14 protein-coding genes and 2 pseudogenes are annotated in these 19872 nt (G+C 58.0%); 14 read left to right on the top strand and 2 right to left on the bottom strand.

Annotation, left to right across the window (positions count from 1 at the left end; all coding sequences use genetic code 11):
* The first annotated feature begins 469 nt into the window (after positions 1 to 469).
* From BQ8482_RS20685 to BQ8482_RS20670, 3 genes are all read left to right on the top strand, one after another.
* The gene (locus BQ8482_RS20685; RefSeq protein ID WP_123149317.1) at positions 470 to 1879 is read left to right on the top strand and encodes a CapA family protein; all 1410 of its coding nucleotides are present in this window, start codon (positions 470 to 472) and stop codon (positions 1877 to 1879) included.
* Between the two features lie 560 nt (positions 1880 to 2439).
* The gene (locus BQ8482_RS20675) at positions 2440 to 3861 is read left to right on the top strand and encodes a M20/M25/M40 family metallo-hydrolase (protein WP_123149315.1); all 1422 of its coding nucleotides are present in this window, start codon (positions 2440 to 2442) and stop codon (positions 3859 to 3861) included.
* Positions 3862 to 4171: 310 nt separating this feature from the next.
* Positions 4172 to 5440, top strand: coding sequence for a hydantoinase/carbamoylase family amidase (locus tag BQ8482_RS20670; protein ID WP_123149314.1), 1269 nt, complete (start codon positions 4172 to 4174; stop codon positions 5438 to 5440).
* 69 nt (positions 5441 to 5509) lie between these two features.
* Here the strand turns inward: BQ8482_RS20670 and BQ8482_RS20665 are convergent.
* Both BQ8482_RS20665 and BQ8482_RS20660 read right to left on the bottom strand, forming a co-directional pair.
* Positions 5510 to 5707 (bottom strand): annotated as a pseudogene (locus BQ8482_RS20665) (transposase); the annotation flags it as partial.
* Positions 5708 to 5879: 172 nt separating this feature from the next.
* Entirely contained in the window at positions 5880 to 6806 is a 927-nt protein-coding gene (locus tag BQ8482_RS20660) for a LysR family transcriptional regulator (protein ID WP_123149313.1), read from the bottom strand.
* 498 nt (positions 6807 to 7304) lie between these two features.
* Here BQ8482_RS20660 and BQ8482_RS20655 point away from each other — a divergent pair, with 498 nt between their 5' ends.
* From BQ8482_RS20655 to BQ8482_RS20605, 11 genes and pseudogenes are all read left to right on the top strand, one after another.
* A complete protein-coding gene (locus tag BQ8482_RS20655) occupies positions 7305 to 8870 on the top strand; it encodes an ABC transporter substrate-binding protein (RefSeq protein ID WP_165848646.1) in 1566 nt (521 codons plus the stop codon).
* Between the two features lie 19 nt (positions 8871 to 8889).
* Complete coding sequence (locus BQ8482_RS20650) at positions 8890 to 9834, top strand: ABC transporter permease (RefSeq protein ID WP_123149311.1); 945 nt, start codon at positions 8890 to 8892, stop codon at positions 9832 to 9834.
* On the top strand, positions 9818 to 10705 hold the full coding sequence (locus tag BQ8482_RS20645) for an ABC transporter permease (protein WP_123149310.1): 888 nt from the start codon (positions 9818 to 9820) through the stop codon (positions 10703 to 10705). The genes BQ8482_RS20650 and BQ8482_RS20645 overlap by 17 nt, the downstream gene beginning before the upstream one ends.
* A gap of 17 nt (positions 10706 to 10722) precedes the next feature.
* On the top strand, positions 10723 to 11427 hold the full coding sequence (locus BQ8482_RS20640; protein WP_123149309.1) for an aspartate/glutamate racemase family protein: 705 nt from the start codon (positions 10723 to 10725) through the stop codon (positions 11425 to 11427).
* A complete protein-coding gene (locus BQ8482_RS20635; RefSeq protein ID WP_123149308.1) occupies positions 11424 to 11612 on the top strand; it encodes a hypothetical protein in 189 nt (62 codons plus the stop codon). Before BQ8482_RS20640 ends, BQ8482_RS20635 begins: the two co-directional genes overlap by 4 nt.
* Entirely contained in the window at positions 11606 to 12625 is a 1020-nt protein-coding gene (locus BQ8482_RS20630) for a mandelate racemase/muconate lactonizing enzyme family protein (RefSeq protein ID WP_123149307.1), read from the top strand. The genes BQ8482_RS20635 and BQ8482_RS20630 overlap by 7 nt, the downstream gene beginning before the upstream one ends.
* On the top strand, positions 12618 to 13634 hold the full coding sequence (locus tag BQ8482_RS20625; RefSeq protein WP_123149306.1) for an ABC transporter ATP-binding protein: 1017 nt from the start codon (positions 12618 to 12620) through the stop codon (positions 13632 to 13634). The genes BQ8482_RS20630 and BQ8482_RS20625 overlap by 8 nt, the downstream gene beginning before the upstream one ends.
* Positions 13631 to 14656: an ABC transporter ATP-binding protein gene (locus BQ8482_RS20620; RefSeq protein WP_123149305.1), complete on the top strand. Its 1026-nt coding sequence runs from the start codon at positions 13631 to 13633 to the stop codon at positions 14654 to 14656. The genes BQ8482_RS20625 and BQ8482_RS20620 overlap by 4 nt, the downstream gene beginning before the upstream one ends.
* 75 nt (positions 14657 to 14731) lie before the next feature.
* Positions 14732 to 16420: a M28 family peptidase gene (locus BQ8482_RS20615; protein ID WP_123149304.1), complete on the top strand. Its 1689-nt coding sequence runs from the start codon at positions 14732 to 14734 to the stop codon at positions 16418 to 16420.
* 1094 nt (positions 16421 to 17514) lie between these two features.
* Positions 17515 to 19143 carry an MFS transporter gene (locus tag BQ8482_RS20610; RefSeq protein WP_123149303.1) on the top strand — a complete coding sequence of 543 codons (1629 nt, stop codon included), beginning with the start codon at positions 17515 to 17517 and terminating at the stop codon, positions 19141 to 19143.
* A gap of 136 nt (positions 19144 to 19279) precedes the next feature.
* A pseudogene (locus BQ8482_RS20605) lies at positions 19280 to 19872 on the top strand (ISKra4-like element ISMet1 family transposase); the annotation flags it as partial.

The following is a 19872-nucleotide window of genomic DNA, read 5'->3' as shown; positions in this document are numbered from 1 at the left end:
GGTAAATCGTCGGAATCCGCAGTATTCGAGAATCGGATGACGAGCGGTCCTTCTAAGAAGCTTCTGCGCGGACAGATTTTTCAACTCTCTTGTCCAGCGTTTTCGAAAGAAAAATGCAGCATTTCCGCGCCCTATCCCTCGATTACGCCGCTATACGACGAGGCCGTCGCTATAAACTCCTGCCGAGATTATCGTCGGGGTTATGAATGCGAGTGCCAAAACTGCCGCGCTACGCGCGATCAATGCCCTCAAGGCGAGCATTTCTAATTTCTAAAGTGAGAGTTGGGAAAGTCCCAGACGCTTCTCGTTGTGAGCAGCCCCCTCACCGGATGGTGGAGTCTACCTCGGGATGCCGACAGGGCCGTTCTGCAGGATTTGCGCCAACTTCACTCAAAACCCGCTAGTTGTTGCATGGGCGGGCTGTTGGCGCGTCATCATTACTTGCATGTGTCTGCCTATGGAGAACCAAATGAAGAATACCGCACACACGGGCGGTTGTGATTCGGCCTTGCCGAGCGGCAGCTATGACACAGCCGGTTCGATCGCGACGAACATTGCGGACGGCTTCACGATGGTCGCAGTTGGCGATCTTATCGTGACGCGACCGCTGACCAAAGCACAGGATCCTGACTTCGGCGCCGTCATCAAGATCCTCCGTGAGGCTGATGTCACATTCGGAAACATGGAAACCAATATTTTCGATATTCGATCGTTTTCCGGAAGTCCCCAAGCTGAGTACGGCGGAGCATATCACGTCAGCCTGCCAGAGCTCGGGCCTGATCTCCAAGAAATGGGATTCAACCTGCTTAGTTACGCAAACAACCATACGCTTGACTGGGGCGTTGAAGGAATGCGCGAGACGTGCCGGGCGCTTGATCAGAACGCGATCGTTTATGCAGGTGTGGGCGAGAATCTCGCACAAGCCGGCGCCGCTCGCTTTCTGGAGACCGCACGCGGTCGCGTGGCATTGGTGTCGTTTGCTTCATCGTTCACCCCTATGTCTCGTGCGTGCGATCCCGCCGGAGAGGCGCCAGCACGACCAGGACTCAACGGCCTTCGTTTGGCGCGAAGTATCGTAGTCTTGCCGGAAATGCTCGAGAACTTGCGCCATATCCGCGATGCGCTGCCCGACACCAAACCTGGCAGCCGATCGGCTCCGGCTGCAGTCTCGGGGACCGCAGAGCAGCCAGAGGATTGTGAGGATCCAAACCAGGTCGTGGTCGCTGGGGCGACATACAAAACGGGCGACAAAGTTGGCTACAGCTATGAAGCGGACCCGCGCGATGTCGCCGGCATTCTACGAAATGTTCGGCGAGGCAAACAGTTCGCCGACTTCTGCGTAGTCACGAACCACGGTCACCAGCCCGGGAATTGGAGCCAGGAGCCGCCCGATTGCGAACGATCGTTCGCGCACATGGTTATCGATACCGGAGCGGACGCATATGTCGTACATGGACCGCATCAGTTGCGAGGCATCGAAATCTACAAGGGCCGGCCCATCTTTTACAGCGTTGGGAACTTCATCATGGACGACCTGCGGACCCCGGTGGGCGCTGACATGTTTGCCGTTTACGGTAAGGACCCACGGGTCGACACGGATGCCGAGGTGACGGTCGCCGAGATGGCAAGAGGGTTTTCAGACCCGGTCTTCTATGAAAGCGTTGTCACCGTCAGCCGTTTTGAACAGAACCAGCTTGCCGAGTTGCGGCTGTATCCGATCGAACTCGGTTACACCAAGAGGTTTGCCAATCGGGGCATCCCGCAGCTGGCCTCTACGCCGCAGGCAAGAGCCATTCTGGAGCGCCTCCAGAAACTCTCTGGGCCGTTTGGGACCGAGATCGCCATCGAGAATGACGTGGGAGTCATCAGACTGTCCTAGCTCTCTGAATTGCGCGGACTTGGAAAGGTGATTGGCGGTTTGAGGAAGGCGGGGATCGTGGAGGTGAGCTTTGTGCCCGGCAGGCTCGTTGTGGACTTTGCGCATAAATACGAGGCTACGCGCTGCCAGGTCTGGCGGAAGCAGCTTCTGAGCGGCCGGTTGGCGCTACCAGAAAGCATGAGCTACGGATGCGGCGCTGAGGATGTTCAGTTCGCCCATCACGCGCTTCTGTGAGGCCGGCGCATGCTCTGCGATCCGCGCCACCATCTCAATCTGATTGAAACCAAGCCACGGGCTGGACCAAGCAGTCCCGTGGCGGCTGGGAGCTGTCGCCAGCCTTTCGAGATGCGGCGGATTTGGAGGCGCGCACCGGCCGGCCTGTCGATCCACGGCGTTCGCGCGCCTTTTGCTCGTTGCAAGACCGAGCGCCCAGCACTGAAGGAAGTTGGACCTGAGCGAATGAGCGCTTGTCATCTGAATGATCGTTAGCATGCTCGCAGCAGCGGCGTGCCAGCTGAGAACACCCTGTACATCTTCTCCTCTTTCTCACAGGCAAGGCTATGACCTCTTCTGATCCGTTGAACGCTGTTTTCGAGCATATCGAGGCGAACCGCACGCCCTTCCTCGATCGCCTGATCGATTACCTTCGGCACCCGAGCATCAGCGCCGAAAATGTCGGCATCGCCGAAGTCGGCGCGCTGCTGGTCGAGATGCTCACCGAGATTGGACTCGAGGCCAGCCTGGTGCCGACCGACGGGCACCCGATGGTGGTCGCGCGCTGGGAGAAGGCGCCGGGCAAACCGACCGTTCTGCTCTACGGCCATTACGACGTGCAGCCGGCTGACCCGATCGACAAATGGCTCTCGCCGCCCTTCGAGCCGACCATCCGTGACGGGCGCCTTTACGCACGCGGGGTGGGCGACAACAAGGGACAACATTTCGCGCAGATCCTGGCAATCGAGTCCCACCTCAAGGTGTATGGCGCGCTGCCCTGCAATGTCATCCTGCTGCTGGAAGGCGAAGAGGAGATCGGCAGCCCGCACATCGCCGATTTCGTGCGTGCCAACAGGAAAATGCTAAAAGCTGATCTTGCCGTCACCGCCGATGGCCCGCGGCATGCAAGCGGCGCACCTGTGATCAAGTTCGGATCGCGCGGTGAGGTGTCTTTTGAACTGCGTTGTCGTCATGCTAGTCGCGACCTGCATTCGGGTAACTTTGGCGGCGTCGTGCCCAATCCAATCTGGACGTTGGTGCATCTGCTCGGCACCATGAAGAATGCCGACGGTGAGATCACCATTGACGGTTTCGACGCTGACATCGAGCCACCGTCAGAGGGAGAATTGGCCGCGGTCGACCGTTTACCTCTCGATGTCGAGGCTGTGAAGCGTAGTCTCGATCTTGCGCGACTTGACGCGCCGGCGGAACGACCCTTCTATGAGCGCCTCTGCTTCCGCCCGACGCTGACGATCAATGGCTTCCATGGCGGCTATGGGGGCCCGGGTAGCAAAAGCGTCCTGCCCAACGAAGCCTTTGTAAAATGCGACATACGGCTCGTGGAATCACAGGACCCCGCGGACATCCTGTGCAAGGTCGCCGCCCATGTGAAAAAACACGCGCCCGAAGTGGAATTCATAGCGCAAGGGAGCATGTGTCCCTCCAAAACGCCCATTGCCTCCCCATTCACCGCGCCTCTTCGCCGTGCTTTCGTCGCGGCGCAAATGGAGGAGCCTTTGCTGGTCCCCGCAGGTTTCGGCACTCTCCCTAATTATGTATTCACCAAGATCCTCGGCATTCCTGCTTTCGACACGCCTTACGCAAACTACGACGAAGCCAACCACGCGCCGAACGAGAATCTAACGCTCAGCTGCTTCTATAGCGGGATTCGCACGGGCGCTGCATTGCTGCATGAGCTTGGCCTGTTACGACATCCTGTGCGCGAGGTCGGTGGAGTGCGATCCGCCCCTAATCAGATGGCCAGCTAGTCAGGGACGAGTAGCTGAGACGGGATGACTTGCGCGTATGACAACGGACGTCGTTGACCAACGGATGGCTCCGACCGGTGCGCGGGTGTCAGACTTCCCTCACCTCGGTAGAAGCCGCAGGCTGAATGCTGGTCGGAAAATGGTCGAGCTTGCTCTTCAGATTAGGCGGCACCGCTGCACATGAAACCCAGGGGCCAGCTCTGGGGGGCATGCATCCGCGGTCATCTAGTCAGCGGAAGGTTGATGCCCCATCGTAACGGGCGGCTGCACTCCGCTGCGTTCCGTACCAACTAAAAGGACAGTACAGAGGATGCCAAACATCAACGCCGGACGGTTGCTCTCGGATCTCAGACGTCTCGCCCAGTTCGGTGCGTACCGGACCGGTGTCCATCGCCCAACCTATTCGAAAGAGGACATGGACAGCCGCCGCTGGCTTGCGCAGCAGTACGAAGCCGTAGGGCTTCAGGCGCATATCGACGGGGTCGGCAACGTGTTCGGCACGCCGCGGTCGGACCGGCGATCGCTGTTGATCGGGTCGCACGCAGAGTCCCAGAATCATGCCGGATGGCTCGATGGGGCGCTTGGTGTCATCTACGGCCTTGAGATTGCCCGGACCTTTGCGGAAACGCCGGACTGCGCAAGTCTTCCCATCGCATCAGTGGCGTGGGCGGATGAAGAAGGTCACTACGTCTCAATGCTTGGCAGTCGTTCATTCGTTGGTGACATCGACGAGGCGGAGATCGATCGCGCGGGGAATGTCGATGACGGGCTGCCGCTTAGGGAGGCGCTCCGTACGGCCGGCCTGGCCGGCGTTCCCCGATCTCTGGCGGAGCCGGAACGCTACGTCGGTTATCTGGAAGCACATATAGAACAGGGCGACGCGCTGGAAGCCTCGCGCAAACGGATTGGTGTTGTTACGAGCATCGTCGGGACTTGGCAGTACTCAATCGTTTTTCACGGTATCCAGAATCACGCCGGGACGACGCGCATGGCCATCCGAAGGGATGCCGGCGTCGCAGCAGCGACGCTGGCCATGGCCATAGCCAGGCGCTTTCCTGAGGTGGCCGGTCCGCGTTCCGTATGGACCATAGGCCGTATTACGCTGGACCCGGGCGCTCCGAACATAATTCCGGGGAAGGCAGAAATGCTGTTCCAGTTCCGGGATTCTGAGATGCCGGTGCTAGAGCGCCTCGATGCGGTGATAAGGGAGTTGGTTGAGGAGACCGCGATTAAAACGGGTTGCCGTGCCGAGATCGAGCAGACCGAGACCGGCAAACCATGGCATATGGATCCGGCCTTCCAGGACGCGATAGAGAACGCAGCCGCGCGCCGTGCACCGGGCGCCTATGTCAGAATGCCAAGCGGCGCCAGTCACGACGCCCAGGTTGTGGCGCGTAAACTGAGGGCCGCTATGCTTTTCATCCCAAGCATTGGCGGTGTCAGCCACCATTGGACCGAAAACACAGACGAAGCCGACCTGGTACTCGGCTGCCAGGTGCTGGCTGATGCCGCCGAGACCATCCTGCGTCGCGAGGGCCAACCAATGGGGGAGGAGGCCCTGTTGAACGACCACGGCTGATGCCGTTCGCCATTTATTTAACCTCCATCATGGAATTTCATGCGCCTAAGAGTCGGTCCGGAAAGTTATTCAGTTTGAACAGAGTCTTCGCAGCATGAGGCGGATAGACGCCAGTTTGAGGAGGGCGAGCGCGTTGCGCGACAGGTTTTCGAAGTCCTTGGCCAACCTGCGGCATCGCCCCAGCCATGAGAAAGTCCGTTCGACCACCCAGCGACGTGGAAGGACTTCGAAGCCCTTGGCGCCGTCGGGCCGCTTGACGATCCATAAACTGAGAACCACTATGTCGCGCTTGTGGGATATGAACCCCCGTGTCTTCCGATTGCGGAAGGAAATCTGCAATCAGTTCAGCTCTACGCCCGAGAACGCCCTCGGCTATGGAAGGGGCATCCTCTGCAAATGCCGGCTAAATGCAGAGCAAGTAACAGCGCCAACGGGCTGTTCATCCATTCCTCGAATAGTGACTAGAAGACGCTCGAGCTTCCTCCATCAGCCAATCTTTCAACAAGTCAACCTCCTCGCGGCCAGAGCTAGGATCGGGCTCAGTTAGATAATAAGGCTGGGCGTTAGGCAGCGCAAAGCCGCAGACATCAACCAAATCGCCACTTGAAAGCTCACGCTGAACCAGAAAATCTGGAACTAACGCGAAGCCCGCACCAGCAATGCAGGCTTCAATGACTAAATGAACCAGATTGAATGAAATCGATATTGAAGGCATGAGATCTCCCAGGCCGGCTGCCGCAAACCACGCCTCCCATCCATGATCCTGCCAGCCTGGCTCATCAAAATCCACCGCGATCAGGGGACCCTTCAAAAGGTCGGCAGGTGTCGACATCCTCGCCATTGTTGCAATAAGTGAGGGGGCGGCTACTGCTATCAGGTGCCCGGAAAGCAGCATGTTTTCTCGATACCCTGCGACTGAGCCACGGCCATTATAGATGGAAAGATCAGGTACTTTCTCGTCGGCATTCCACCGATGAGGTCGTGCCTGCACGATTACCGAGATATCCGGGTTACTAGCAAGAAACCCGTTTATTTTAGGACCGAGCCATTTAGCGGCCACTGAATGCTGGCACCTGATATGTACTTTCTTGTTCTCGCTTTCTGCGGATCGAGCGGCAGCGCCTGCGGAAATGACCTGGCCAAAAATGGAGTTAAGTCGACTTGCAAAAATCCGCCCGGTTTCGGTAAGAGCAACCCGATTAGCTTTCCTTTTGAATAGGGGGCCTCCGACCCAGTCCTCCAGTTGCTTAACCTGGTGACTGATTGCACCTGGCGTGACCCTCAATTCACCTCCTGCTCTCGCAAAGCTAAGATGCCTCGCGGCCGCTTCGAATGCCCTCAATGCGGGTAACGGGGGGAGGATCATAACAGACTCAATCTGATTGATGCTAAGTAATAGGAATATTGGTTTGCGACGTGGCGTTCAAGTGTTTTATCCCTGAATAGCTGTTTGGCGAACACCTACTGAAGGCATTTTTTTGGGCTATTGCCCGATGTAAACGGACGCTCCAAGAGGCGGTGTTTCCAAACGGCATCGCGTATCCGGCACATTAAACTAGTGACTACCGGAACGACGTTGTCGGCTTTGAGGAAGGCCGTTTGAGGGAGGAAGAAATTGAACATGTTCAACCTATTGAGGAATGTTCCGCTTACCGCTTGCAGAACTTCATTTTACAGCGCTGGTGTGGTTCGTAGTCTGACAGGAGAGGCGCCTATGAAGCGAACTCGGCAGACGACAATTGTGGCGCTTGCCCTAACCGCTCTTTTGTCTGGGCCATCCCGGATGTCTGCATCTGTGCTGTCGCGGATCAATCGGGGCAATCCGCACCATTCAGGATGCCGTCAGGAACTGAGGAGAACGAACATGCGAAAGCTTTTTGCTGCGTTTGCTGTCATGGCCATGCTGTCCCCCGGAGCGGCGACAGCGCAGAATCCTCCGACCGGCGGCACCTTCAGTCTGCCGATCAATGATGATCCGCAGATGTGGCCCCTGGCCGGGGGGCTCTACAACATCCTCGTGGGCAAGGCGCTTTACAGCGGCTTGGTCCGCTACAACCTCGAAACGCTCGATCCCGTTGGTGATCTTGCGGAATCGTGGACTGTCTCCGAAGACGGTAGGACTTATACGTTCGCACTCCGGAAGAACGTGAAGTGGCACGACGGCGAGCCGTTCGACGCCGACGACGTGGTCTTCACCGTGAAGCTCTGGACGAACAAGGCAGTCCCATTCTACCTCGCCAACAACTTCCGACTAATCGAGAGCGTCACTGCCACGGACAGTTCGACCGTCGTCATCAAGCTGACCAAGCCACAGGCGGCGTTCCCGGTACTGCTCGGGTATAATGCGAGCATCTTGCCCGAGCACTTGCTGAAGAACCTGACGCCTGAGCAACTCATCAATCCGACCGAGTTCCTCAAGAAGCCCATCGGCACGGGACCGTTCAAGTTCGAGCAGTACCAGCCCGGCTCTTTCGTCCGGCTCGTCAGGAACGATGACTACTTCGACGGCAAGGCGAAGCTGGACGCGATGGTGTTCCGCATTGTTCCCGACGCCAACTCCCAGCTCGCTCTGCTTCGCGCAGGAGAGGTGGATCTGGCCGTCATCGAACCGTTCCAGCTCTCTTCGGTCGCCAACACCCCCGGCATCAAGATCCAGTCCGTACCGATTGTGCGGAGTGAATACATCGCACTCAACAACAGCGTCGGTGCGCTGTCGGACAAGAGAGTCAGGACGGCGCTGACGCTGGGCCTTAATCGAGAGCTGCTGCTAAAGACCGTGTTCCAAGGACGCGGAACCATCGCAACCGGCCCCTTCCCTCCGTCGGTCTCATGGGCGCACAACGCGGACATCAAACCGTTGCCCTTCGATCCGAAACAGACGCAGGCCCTTCTCGATGAGGCAGGATGGAAAGTCGGAGCCGACGGTGTCCGTACGAAGGATGGGCAGCTGCTCACCTTCACGGTCCTGTACGACCCGAGCAATCCAACCCGCGCCCGCACGGCACTGATCGCACAACAGCAGTGGAATGCGATCGGTGTGAAGACGACGTTTGAGACTTCAGAGTATCGCGCCATCGTCGAGCGCATGCGCCAGCGTCCGCCAGCATATCAGATCAACCCTAACTACCAGGTTACCCCGCCCGACCCGGATGGTGTCGCCAACAACTACCTCAGTAACTCACTCGCCAACGAATCGCAGTACAAGAGGCCGGAAATCGACAACCTTCTTGACCAAGGCGCCACCGCGCAGAGTCGCGAGGAGAGGGCCAAGATCTACAAACGTGTTCAGGAAATCATCCATGAGGATCAGCCCATTGTCTACACGGTCGATCCGGACGAGATCCAAGCCTTGAGCGCCAAGGTCGAGAGCTTCCCGAAGGCGGGGTACCGTGACGCCCTCGCGTGGTCTCACCTGATCGTGAAGCGCTAAGAGAAAGGGAGGCATAGAGGTGATTCAGTACATATTGCGTCGATCGATCGAGTCCATCGCCCTGATCCTGGTAATCACAGTCTTCACCTTTATCCTCATCAAGTCTGCACCTGGGGGGCCGAGCATCCTGCTCGACCCCAACATGGCACCGGAGGATACCGAAAGGCTGCGAGAGGTGTATGGGCTCAATCGTCCCTTGTACGAGCAGTACATCCGCTGGCTTTGGCAAGTCATGCAGGGCAACTTCGGCTTCAGCATCGGAGTTGGACGACCAGTCAGCGAACTCATCGGCGGCGCTCTCCCGGCCACTCTCGTCCTGTCCGGCTCGGCCCTCTTCCTCGCCCTGATCGTCGCCATTCCCCTTGGTATTCTCTCCGCCGTGAAGCGCGATTCCTGGTTCGATCAGCTCCTGACGCTCGTGAGCTTCTTCGGCCTGTCCCTGCCGATCTTCTGGTACGGACTGCTCCTCATCATCGCATTCGCCGTATTGCTTCCATGGCTGCCGGCCGGAGGCATGTACACCCCCGGTCACGAGACATTCGGCGACTTGGCCCTGCATCTCATCCTGCCGACGCTGGCCCTAAGCACATCGATCATGGCCGAACTCGTCCGCTACACGCGATCCGCGATGTTGGGCGTCCTGCGCCAGGATTACGTGCGCACGGCTCGTTCCAAGGGAGTTGGTGAGTTGGCCGTCATTTATCGACATGCATTCCGCACCGCGTTGATCCCCATCGTCACGCTCCTCGGAATGCTGATCCCCCGCCTCGTTGGTGGAGCGGCGGTGACGGAGAGTGTCTTTTCGTGGCCCGGCCTCGGTCGGCTCGCCGTATCAGCGGGGTTTAATCAGGACTTCCCGACGATTATGGGGATCACGCTCATCATCTCCGTCGTCGTGGTGATGTCGAGCCTGATCGTCGATCTTCTTTACGCAAGGTTGGATCCTCGTGTCAGCTACCGCTAGGAAGTCAACCGCCATCCAATCGTCACGCAAGTCCGACTCCCCCGGGACGAGGATCTGGCGAGCCTTCTGGAAACGACTGACCGTACGCATCGCGTTGCTGGTCATCGGTGGGTTCGTCGTGATCAGCGCTCTCGCGCCTTGGCTCACGCGATATGAACCGGAGACAATGGACCTGATCAACGTGATGGCCCCGGCGTCATGGGAACATTGGCTCGGCACCGACGAGAACGGTCGGGATATTCTTACGAGGCTGATCTACGGCGGCCGCGCCTCCCTGGCGGTTGGGCTGGTGAGCATGATCGGCGCCGTCGTTCTCGGCAGTACCCTGGGAGCGCTGGCCGGCTTCTTCGGCGGCTGGATTGATACCGTGGTGAGCCGTTTCATCGACGGCATGCTGAGCATCCCCCTCTTCTTCTTTCTTCTTACGGTCCTGTCGCTTTTTGGATCCTCGCTACCGAACCTCGTCCTGGTCATCGCCTTGACGGGATGGATGTCTGTCGCCCGCATCGTGCGCGGTGAAGTGACGGCAAACAGGGAACACCAATACGTCGAAGCGGCCACCGCCCTCGGCGCCTCGCGGTCGTGGATCCTCTTTCGGCACGTCCTGCCCCAATCGACGCCATCGATCATTGTCGCGGCGACCCTCGGGATTGCCTACGCGATCATCGCCGAATCCGCCCTCAGCTACCTCGGTCTCGGAGTCAGGCCTCCGACACCGTCATGGGGGAACATGCTCAGCGAGGCCCGAGGGTTCATCTGGCAAGATCCACTCCTCACCCTCTATCCCGGATCGCTCATCTTCCTGAGCGTCCTCGCCTTCAACACCATCGGTGACGGCCTGCGTGACGCCACCGATCCGCGAGCCTCTTGACATAAGGATCAACATTGATGCGCCTATGTTTCCTCGGCACCAACGAACGTCTCAATTACCTGCGTCTGCATGCGAGTCCGGCCGTCGAGCTCGACAACATGGATAATTTCAAAGGCACCGCATCGCGACCTGTGAGCATTGAGTCGCGGATGGAGGAGCTGGAACTCGCTCAATGGATCATTGAGCGCTCCATCGAGGCAGAGCGACGCGGATTTGATGGCGTCATCACGGGATGTTTCGCCGATCCGGGAGTGGATGCCGCGCGCGAGCGCGTTCGGATCCCCATCATCGGACCCGGTGAGACGGCTTTGCTGACGGCTCGCATGCTCGCCCATCATTTCAGCGTCATCACGCCGTTGAAGGAGACCGTTCCGATCGCACGCGAACAGGTCCGGCGGATTGGGATTGATCCCTTTGTTGCGTCAATCCGCCCATTCGGGATTTCCGTCGAGTTGATCCGCGAGGGCGATCCGGCAACCGTCCAATCCCTCGTGGATCTCGCCAACCGATGCATCGAGGAGGATGGTGCCGAACTGCTGGTGTTCGGCTGTGCCAGCATGAGCCTTCTTACAGATGAGCTTCAGCCCCGGATCGGTGTTCCCATCATCAACTCCGTAAAGCTGTCGCTCCGGGCAGCCGAGATGATGGTCGGCGCAGGTCTGACGCACAGTCCAGTAACTTTCCCTCAGCCAGTCAAGATCGCCGCGGGAGCGCAATCATGACGATCAGGAAAATTGCCGCCACGGTGCAGCGGCTCGACAACACGACCCTGAAAACGTCCTATGGGTCGAACATGACCCAGCGAGAGCACGTCTTCGTCGCTGAGGAGGATGACGCAGGCACCATTGGGTTTGACGAGGGATCTCCCCTTCCCATTTCAGCGGCGAGCGAGCCATTGAAATGGTAAGCCTCATCCGGGACGTGCTAGCGCCAACCCTGATCGGGCTTAGTGCCTTCGATGTCGAGCGGGCGGGTCACGCTCTCGACAAGGCTTTGCCGCACCACAGCCCCTCCAAGGCATCCCTGATCAATGCGATGTACGACCTTCAGGGAAAACTTCTCGGCCAACCTGCAAACACCTTCCTAGGCGGTTGTTTTCACAATCAAATCCCGGTGGCCGTCGGCATCGACGATGAGAACGATGTGATCAATCGCGTCAAGTCGCTCTGGGATCAGGGCATCAGAACGATCAAGTTCAAGGTAGGAGGCGAGGTCGACCGGGATATCCGGCTCATCAAGCGCCTTCGAGACAGCTTTCCGGACACTCTCGAAATTCGGCCTGATGCAAATGCCGGATTCACCTTCTCCGAGGCATTCCGCTTCCTGAAGGCGGTCGGGGATTGCAGGCTGCAATATTTCGAGCAGCCCTTGCCTCCTGGCGACCTCCGCGGACTTGCTCGCCTACGGGAGCTTGGAACGCCGATTGCCGTGGACGAAAGCCTCTTCGGGCTCAACTACGCCCTTGGACTGGCCCGTGCCGATGCGGCCGATGTCTTCATCATCAAACTGATCAAGCTGGGCGGGTTGCATCAAGCCAGCAAGGTCGTGGCCATTGCCGAGGCGGCCGGAATCGCATGCGTGGTGGTCAGCCCCTATGAAACTTCGCTGGGCGTTGCAGCCAATCTCCACCTTGCCGCCAGCTCGCGTGCATTCCCGTATGCGGCGGAACTCGGCACCGGAGTCTCGACGGCTCATCTGCCGGGTATCGACAGCCTTGAGTCCATTCACGGGTTCCACCGCCGTCCCGAGGGGCGCTGGACTGGGTGTGAACGTTCCTCTGTCCGTTTTTACCGGAGACGCCGGGATCTTCTGAACTCTCACGGGCCCGGCGTTTCGCGGATCGCCGGATCCTCCTTGCGTCCGTTGATCTCCCAACCCAGGCGCAGCTTTCAGTCACTGAAGAACGGTAACCATGGCTAGTTCGAAGCGAATCCTCGAGGTCAGCAATCTTCAGACCCGCTTCCTGACCGACAATGGCGTCGTGAAGGCTGTTGATGGAGTCAGCTTTCACATCGACCAGGGTGAAACCCTGGCCGTCGTAGGTGAGTCAGGATCCGGCAAGTCTGTAACGAGCCTCTCGATCATGCGACTGCTGGAGGCGCCTCATGGGCGCATTGCAGGGGGCTCGGTGCTGTTTGAAGGTGCGGATCTGGTCCAAAAAACCGAGCGCGAGATGCGCCGCGTGCGTGGCAACGACATCTCCATGATCTTCCAGGAGCCCATGACCAGTCTCAATCCGGTCTACACGGTGGGAGCGCAGATCGCGGAGTCGATCCGCATTCACCAGCACAAGTCCCATCAAGAGGCCATGAAACGGGCCGTCGAGATGCTGGACCTGGTCGGGATCTCCGAGCCGGCACGACGCGCCAACACTTACCCCCATCAGATGTCCGGCGGCATGCGGCAGCGCGTCATGATCGCCATTGCCCTCTCCTGCAATCCAAAGCTGCTGATCGCCGACGAACCGACCACCGCGCTCGACGTCACCATCCAGGCACAGATCCTCGAACTCATGCAGCAACTCCAACGTGAAATCGGGATGAGCATTCTCTTCATCACCCACGACCTCGGCGTGGTCGCGGAGATCGCTGACCGGGTCGTCGTGATGTATGCCGGGCGCGCCGTCGAGGAGGGGTCCGTGCTTGATATCTTCGCCCGCCCCCGGATGCCTTATACGGCGGGTCTCATGAACTCGATCCCTCGGATCGACAGGGCGGCAGCACGGCAGGAGCGGTTGCAGGCTATTGTTGGCAACGTGCCCAGCCCCTTCTCTCTGCCACAGGGGTGCTCCTTTCATCCGCGCTGCGGCTTCATGCAGGACAGGTGCACAGCCGCAGTCCCACCTTTAGACGATAGCGGCGGGGGCCATATGGTTCGCTGCATCCGGTGGGACGAACTGGACCTCCGGCAACAGAGGAGATCGGCATGACAGGGGGATTGGTTGGAAACCGTGTCGGCCATGCCGTGAACGGATCCGGGCAACCGTCGACCGAACAGGAAAAGCTCCTGTTGGACGTCAATAGACTCAGCAAGCACTTTCCGACGCTGCTGTCGCAATCATCCACATCCGTGAAGGCGGTCGAGGATGTCTCGCTCCAGATCAAGCCGGGCGAGGTCGTCGGTCTCGTCGGGGAATCCGGTTCGGGCAAGACAACGTTGGGAAGAACGATCCTGCGTCTCACTGAGCCGACCGCTGGCGAGATCGTCTTCGATGGTGTCGACCTAACCAAGCTCTCCAATCAGGAGATGCGCGAATACCGGAAGAGGATGCAGATCATCTTCCAAGATCCGTTTGCGAGCCTTAACCCACGCTTCGTGGTGAGTGACATCGTCGGTGAGGCGCTCGACCTCCACAAGCTGGCCCGGGGAAAGGCCCGCCAGGACCGTATCGTGCAGCTTTTGGAGCTCACGGGTCTTTCTGCCGATCACATGTATCGCTACCCTCACGAGTTCTCAGGTGGACAGCGGCAACGGATCGGCATCGCCCGAGCCCTTGCAGTCGACCCCCAATTCATCGTCGCTGACGAGCCAGTGTCGGCGCTGGACGTCTCCATTCAGGCCCAGGTCGTCAACCTGCTTCAGGACCTGAAAGAGCAATTGGGGCTGACCCTTCTGTTCATCGCTCATGATCTGGGGGTGGTGGAATACATTTCCGACCGTGTGGTGGTCATGTACCTAGGGCGCATCGTCGAGGTCGCTCCCGCGAAGGAATTGTACCGCAATCCGGTTCATCCTTACACCGAGGCCCTCTTGTCCGCAGTACCGATCCCGGATCCGACGGTTCGACGACAACGAATCATACTGCGCGGCGAGATCCCAAGCCCGATCAATCCCCCTTCCGGCTGTGTTTTCCGGACAAGGTGCCCGATCGCTGTGTCGGCCTGCGCGGAAGTCGTTCCGCCGCTCGAGGAGGTTTCCCTGGGGCATTTCAAGGCCTGCATCCGACGATGAGCAATCAGGCCAACGACCACCGACGCCGTCGTGACACGTTTTTTAGCTCAAAGAACAGTAAGAGAGTGAACGCTAATGAATACTCTGGAACAAGAAATACTTGATACCGTCTCGCTTGAGGAACCTTGGGCGCTTATCGAGAGCTTTGCTACTTTCAAGCGCGAGCATCCCGATGACGTTAATCGCGGAATGGACGAAGTCATCTTGCGGCTACGAACGCATGGTGTGGAAGTTTCCATTCATAATGCGAATCTCTTTCTGAGCCTGCCGAAACATGCGCGTGTTGAAGCCAAGGGGAAGACATATAGAGCAAAGCCAGCTGCCTATAGCGCAGATGTCCGCGCGGGACTTACGGGGCAATTGGTCTATGTCAAGAACGTCGAAAGGAGGCCAGAATTGGCCGACTGCGTTCGGGGCAAGGTTGTTATCTCGTATGGGCTTGCAAGGACCAGGCTAATCTCGGCGTTCGAAGAGATGGGCGCGGTTGGCGTTATCTGCATCAATCCGGGTATCGACATCCATTCGGGCACCTGCACTACCATCTGGGGCACGCCTGACCTGGACGATCTCCCACGTAAGCCGAAGATCCCGGCAGTTGCGGTCAACAAGCAAGACGGCGACGAACTGGCCGCGATCGCTGACCGCGGCGACAGCGTCACTATCTTCACGGAAATGGAAGAGGGCTGGTTCGCCTCGAAGCTGCCAGAAGTCTTCATAAAAGGCGCTGAGGAGCCGGACAAGTACGTACTTCTGCACGGACATCTTGACAGCTGGGATGTCGGCGTCGGCGACAACGCTACTGGTGACGCAACGATGCTCGAGATTGCCCGTGTCCTATGGCAGCACCGGAACAAGCTTAGACGTTCCGTCCGTATTTGCTGGTGGCCCGGGCACTCGACCGGACGCTACGCGGGCTCAACCTGGTTCTCTGACACCTTTGCTCTCGATCTTGAGGAAAATGCGGTGGCGCACGTGAATTGTGATAGCCCAGGGTGCCGCTGGGCAACCGAGTTCACCAATCTGCCTCGCATGAGCGAGACGGAAGAGTTCTTGGCTAGCGTCATTCTTGAGGTTGCCGGCAAGCAAATAGAGGGTGAACGGCCGGGGCGAGAAAGTGACTACTCCTTCAATGGCATCGGGATCTCAGGTTATATGAGCGGATCGTCCATGATGTCGGATGTTCTGCGCGATGAAAAAGGATATTACTCAGTTGGCGGCTGTGGCGGCAACATCGGGTGGCATACAGAGCACGATACAATAGAGATTGCAGACAAGAGCAGCCTGTTGCGCGACATCAATATCTATCTACTCGCCGTCGTTCGCAACGCCAACGCTGAGATACTGCCCTTCGATTGGCGCTATACCGCGCGGGAATTTGCTGCGACTGTCGCCGACTATCAGGCGAAAGCGAGTGATCGTTTCGACCTGACGCCGTCCCAGGATGCTATCGCTATGCTGGCAGCTGCGCTGGATATCTTCTACAGTCGCGTGGAAAACAAAAACATCGAGCCAAAGATAGCGAACAGGGTGATCCAAGACCTCGCGCGTATTCTAGTACCGATCAACTTTACCCGCGTTGACCGCTTCCGTCATGATCCGGCTATGGAGATCCCACCTCTGCCTTCGATTGCCGCTGCGGCCGAACTAGATATCCACAGCGGTACGACGCTCGGATTCGCTCAAACACAACTCATTCGCGGCCAGAATCGTTTGACATCGGCATTGCGGCAGGCTTGCCGGCATATCGACCTTTTGGTGCCCTAATTTTCGATGAAACCGCGCTCCGGCAGATCGATGAATGGATCACGATTACAATGAAATCCATCCCCATGCGGCGCTGAAGATGGCCCCCCTCTGCAGTTCATCAAAGCATTATCTCAATAGCTGAACTGTCCGGCGAATTGGGGAGCACTCCAATAGAGAAGCCTTGGAAATGTCTTCGATGAAGCACTGTCAGCGATATGAGACTATTTTGCTCGGGCGGGTATCAAGCAACATCGCTGTGCCTAGTTCCACAATCGCGATGATCGGCAGGGATGCGCAGACGGACCAATGGGCTGCGGCAACGGTGAAGGACTAACACTTCTAGTAAATGCGTGCGTCAAACTCGAATGTACAGTTCGTCTAAATGTGCAGTATTCGATTTGTCCAAGTAATACTTGGAGAATAGTTGTATAAAAGAAAAATCTAAATTATATAAACTTGGAAGCTAAACTGTGAGCTTGCACAAATCCGTGCTGCGGATAGCGTGGCGCTGCGAAGGATGCACTGCGATGTGCGTCTCTTTCGATCGTGGGGACAAAAACGGTCGTCCATCGACGTTCTCCCCTTTTGTTTAGAGGCGCAAGTTGAAGCCCCAAGACGGCTGCTAAGTCGCGAGCATACGAAAAGGCAACACATCGCCGTCCTCCAACTTCATGTCTTCAACGCTCTTTCGGCGGCTTGCTGAGGGAATGCCATTGGGAAAGCCGCATATGTCCGGGTCGACTAATGTTGGGGATGAAGCGCCAGACCGAGCTTTCAAGCCTTCTCATGAGGGAGGTGCAGCGCATTCTTGCCCAATGCGATTAGGCGAGGCAGGGTGACAAGGCTGTAACTTCACGGTGGCCCAGGTGGCCAAGCGCATAGAGCAGGTAGAGCCGGACATCCCACTACCTGACAGCCTTGAACCACGCCGACCGCTCAGGACGGTGATGTGGTGGCCAGGCGCAAGGGAAAATTGACGGCCTGCGGTCTAAGGCCGCTATCCCTTTCTGGGTCAGCGGGCACGCGAGCGTGGCAGCTTGGCTTTAATGGTGTGGGCATGTTTGGGTGGCTTGCAAAAATCCAGCCAGCCGTCGATCCTGAAAGTTTCTACAATGGCAAAGAGAACATCTCCACTCGTACCATTTCAACACAAGACTTTCCGTTCTCTGTGGTCGGCTGCACTTGTTTCAAACCTTGGCACCCTGGTCGAGGGCGTGGCTGCTGCATGGCTGATGACGAGCATTTCCACGTCGCCTGGAATGGTGGCACTCGTTCAGTCATCGACCACGCTGCCATACATGATCTTCTCGCTCGCAGCGGGAGCGCTCGCAGATAACTTTGATCGCCGCCGGATTATGTTGACGGCTCAGCTGCTGATGGTGTGCGTTTCTGCGTCTCTGGCATTTCTGGCCTATGCGGAGGCACTCACACCCTGGACCCTGTTGGGTCTTACGTTCCTGATCGGCTGTGGTTGGGCATTGCATGACCCATCGTGGCAAGCTTCGATGGGGGATATCCTTCCTCGTGAGCACCTGTCGAGCGCAGTTGCACTTAACGGCATGAGCTACAACCTTATGCGCAGCATCGGACCGGCCATTGGTGGACTAATCGTAGCGACAGCCGGTGCGGCCTTTGCTATTCTTTTCAATGTCTTTTGCTACTTCGCCCTCATCATCGCGCTCTCGCGATGGAAAACTGTACGTGCGCGCCAGTCGCTTCCGCGAGAGGCTTTCGGTAGCGCCATGGGGGCGGGCTTCCGCTATGTGCTGTTGTCGCCGAACCTTCTCAAGGTGATGTGTCGGAGTTTCGTTTTCGGTTCCACCGCCATCGTCATACTGGCTCTGCTGCCGCTCATTGCCCGAGAACAGGTGAAGGGTACTGCGATCACCTATGGCGTGATGCTCGGCTTCTTTGGCCTGGGTGCGATTTGCGGCGCGCTTCTCATAGGACGGACCCGGGAAGTACTCAGCAACGAGTGGGTCATTCGTGGCGCATTCTTTGTGCTGGCGATCAGCTGCTTCTTTCTGGCATCGAGCGAACACGTTTGGCTGAGCTGCCTTCTCCTCATGCCGGCTGGTGCGGCGTGGCTGCAGGCGTTCTCGCTGTTTAACGTGACAGTTCAGCTTTCGGCGCCACGGTGGGTCGTCGGACGAGCCATGTCCCTGTATCAGACGGCTACATATGGCGGAATGGCGGCGGGCAGCTGGATCTGGGGTGAATTGGCGAACATCCAGGGTGTTTCTGGCGCCTTGTTCGTTGCCAGCCTCGTTCTTGCCTTCGGTGGGCTGATCGGCATTCTGCTTCGCCAACCGGATTTTGATACGCTCAATCTCGACCCAACCAATACATTCAGCGAACCGGCGCTGCAACTTGACCTGCGCTCGCGAAGCGGACCGATTATGGTGATGGTCGACTATCACATTGATCAGAAAGACGTTCCAGAATTCCTCACCGTGATGACATCGTGGCGAAAAGCCCGACTTCGAGACGGCGGCAGGCAGTGGGCGCTGCTGCGCGACCTTGAAAAGCCCGAACTTTGGACTGAGTGTTACCACGTGCCGACCTGGGTCGAATATTTACGCCATAACCAAAGACAGACCCACGCCGACGCTGAAATCGCAGCGCGCCTGGAAGCACTGCATCAGGGCGATTGCCCGCCCAAAATCCATCACAAGATCGAACGGCAGACTGTGCGGGTACATGACGATATGCCGCTCAAGCCTCACTTGGACAGGATTTGAGCAAAAGCCCACAAATGGCTTCCCATGCGGCGCGGCAATCAACGTGAGGCAATGAGACCGGTAATTTCTCTGGGATCAAACACGGGTTGTTAGGCTCGAGCATTCCATCATCATCGTTTTGATCGGAGACAAAGCGATGGCGGTGGAATGGACGGTTACGATCGAGGGGAAGAACGAGTTCGGCGACGTTTGTCGCCGGGAAGTCCGGATCGACAAGAGCTGGGAGCGCCTGTACGACGGTGAGATTGGCCTGTCGATCGACGATGACAAGAAGATCATGGTGGCGCTGCAGAGCGCGGTCGTTAACCATGAGGCGAATACCTATCCCCTCTTTCGTCGTGTCTGCCCCGATTGCCATACGTTTCGGTCGGTCAAGGACTATACGACGCGACGGATCAGAACCGTCTTCGGCACGGTGGAGGTTCGCAATCCTCGCTGGATGATGTGCCGGGACTGTTACCCCGGCATGGTCGTTGCCTTTGCGCCATTGAAGGAAATCTGTCCCGATCGAGCGACACCGAAGCTGATGGAACTGACGGCGCGGCTAGGAAGCATGCTGCCCTACCGGCAGGCGGCGAAGGTGCTGGCCGATTTCCTGCCCACTGAACCGACTGAGACGCATGCGACCGTGCGCAAGCGTACCATCAGGATCGGCAAGCGGCTCGACGATCAGGTCATGCAAGAAACTTGGCGCGCGAGGTCCCAAACTGCGGATTCCGACGATTTACC

The organism is Mesorhizobium delmotii (genome assembly GCF_900149755.1).
GTDB lineage: Bacteria > Pseudomonadota > Alphaproteobacteria > Rhizobiales > Rhizobiaceae > Mesorhizobium > Mesorhizobium delmotii.
Note: the sequence above shows the minus strand (reverse complement) of the source record. Positions and strands in the feature narration are given on the sequence as shown.